Annotated in this window: 1 pseudogene; it reads left to right on the forward strand. The window is 49.2% G+C overall.

Annotation, left to right across the window (positions count from 1 at the left end):
• Positions 1 to 273 (forward strand): annotated as a pseudogene (locus METBU_RS28030) (hypothetical protein); the annotation flags it as partial.
• Between the last annotated feature and the right edge of the window lie 188 nt (positions 274 to 461).

Genomic DNA, 461 nt, shown 5'->3' on the forward strand with positions numbered 1-461 from the left:
ATCGCCCGCTTTCAGCCGGAAGAACGCGACGCCTATGAATCCAGTCTGAAATACTACCGCGATCTCAAAAACGTAATCGATACAGCGAGGGATGAAGGTAGGGAAGAAGGAAGAGAAGAAGGCCGGCTAGATGAAAAACGCAACTTAGCGATCAGAATGATCCGCCGGGAGATGAGCGATGAAGACATCGCAGAATTGACTGGGCTCAGCATCGATGCCATTGCCGAAATACGTGCTAACCTTGCGTATTTCATTTCAGATGAACCCTTATAAAAGTCGTGGTCAAGCGCATCAAAATAACTACCAAGTTAATAAGTAAAAGGGATCGGGTTCTGAGGCATCCCCTCAAAACGCTCGTTCCCATGCTCTGCGTGGGAATGCCGCTTTAGACGCTCTGCGTCGACTGCGGCGGGCAATTGGACTAAGGAATGTACTTGCTCTTGTCGGGATTATCGACCTCT

It is taken from the genome of Methylotuvimicrobium buryatense 5G (assembly GCF_000341735.1).
Lineage (GTDB): Bacteria > Pseudomonadota > Gammaproteobacteria > Methylococcales > Methylomonadaceae > Methylotuvimicrobium > Methylotuvimicrobium buryatense.